General features: G+C 65.9%; 1 protein-coding gene. It reads right to left on the bottom strand.

Translation table 11 applies throughout. The features are described from left to right. Window positions 1-1,589, bottom strand: a 1,589-nt coding sequence (locus FLX08_RS39780) for an ATP-dependent Clp protease ATP-binding subunit (RefSeq protein ID WP_142625415.1), incomplete at its 3' end; no start/stop codon positions are given. Window positions 1,590-1,591 lie beyond the last annotated feature (2 nt).

Raw genomic sequence — 1,591 nt, 5'->3', positions numbered from 1 at the left:
CGCCGGATCGACCGCGACAAGCCCTTGATCGCGTCGTCCTGACCGATGATCCGCTTGTGCAGCTCGTCTTCCATCCGCAGCAGCCGCTGCGACTCCTCCTCGGTCAGCTTGAACACCGGGATGCCGGTAGCGGTGGCCAGGACCTCGGCGATGAGCTCCTCGGTCACCTCGGCCACGACGTCCATGTCGCCGGCCTTCCACTCCTTCTCCCGCCGCTCCCGCTTGAGCTGCAGCTGCTTTTCCTGATCCCGCAACGCCGCGGCCTTCTCGAAGTCCTGCGCGTCGATCGCGGACTCCTTCTCCCGCCGCACGTTCGCGATCTTCTCGTCGTACTCACGCAGGTCCGGCGGCGCCGTCATCCGGCGGATCCGCATCCGCGACCCCGCCTCGTCGATCAGGTCGATCGCCTTGTCCGGCAGGAACCGGTCACTGATGTAACGATCGGCCAGCGTGGCGGCGGCAACGAGCGCGCCGTCGGTGATGGACACCCGGTGATGCGCCTCGTAACGGTCCCGCAGACCCTTGAGGATCTCGATCGTGTGCGACAGCGACGGCTCGGCCACCTGGATCGGCTGGAACCGCCGCTCCAGCGCGGCGTCCTTCTCGACGTGCTTACGATACTCGTCCAGGGTCGTCGCGCCGATCGTCTGCAGCTCGCCCCTCGCGAGAGGGGGCTTCAGAATGCTCGCGGCGTCGATGGCGCCCTCGGCGGCGCCCGCGCCGACCAGCGTGTGCAGCTCGTCGATGAACAAGATGATGTCGCCGCGCGTGCGGATCTCCTTGACGACCTTCTTCAGGCGCTCTTCGAAGTCACCGCGGTAGCGGGAACCGGCCACCAGCGCACCCAGATCGAGGGTGTAGAGCTGCTTGTCCTTCAGCGTCTCGGGCACCTCACCCTTGACGATCTTCTGCGACAGCCCCTCCACCACGGCGGTCTTACCCACACCGGGCTCACCCACCAAAACCGGGTTGTTCTTCGTCCGGCGGGACAACACCTGCATGACCCGCTCGATCTCCTTGTCCCGGCCGATCACCGGGTCGAGCTTGCCCTCCCGCGCAGCCTGCGTCAGGTTCCGCCCGAACTGATCCAGCACAAGCGACGTCGACGGCGCCGACTCCTGCGGCCCGCCCGCCGCCGCCGGCTCCTTGCCCTGATACCCGTGCAGCAACTGGATGACCTGCTGACGCACCCTGTTCAGATCAGCGCCCAGCTTCACCAGCACCTGCGCCGCGACACCCTCACCCTCCCGGATCAACCCCAGAAGAATGTGCTCGGTGCCGATGTAGTTGTGCCCGAGCTGCAACGCCTCGCGCAGCGACAGCTCAAGAACCTTCTTGGCCCGCGGCGTGAAGGGAATGTGACCCGAAGGCGCCGACTGCCCCTGGCCGATGATCTCCTCGACCTGCTGGCGCACCCCCTCGAGACTGATTCCAAGACTCTCCAGAGCCTTGGCCGCCACACCCTCACCCTCATGGATCAAACCAAGAAGAATGTGCTCAGTGCCGATGTAGTTGTGGTTGAGCATCCGAGCCTCTTCCTGGGCCAGGACGACAACCCGCCGCGCACGGTCGGTGAACCTCTCGAACATCT

Source organism: Microbispora hainanensis, from assembly GCF_006874475.1.
Lineage (GTDB): Bacteria > Actinomycetota > Actinomycetes > Streptosporangiales > Streptosporangiaceae > Microbispora > Microbispora hainanensis.
The sequence above is the reverse complement of the archived record's forward strand: the minus strand, read 5'-3'. Positions and strand labels throughout refer to the sequence as shown.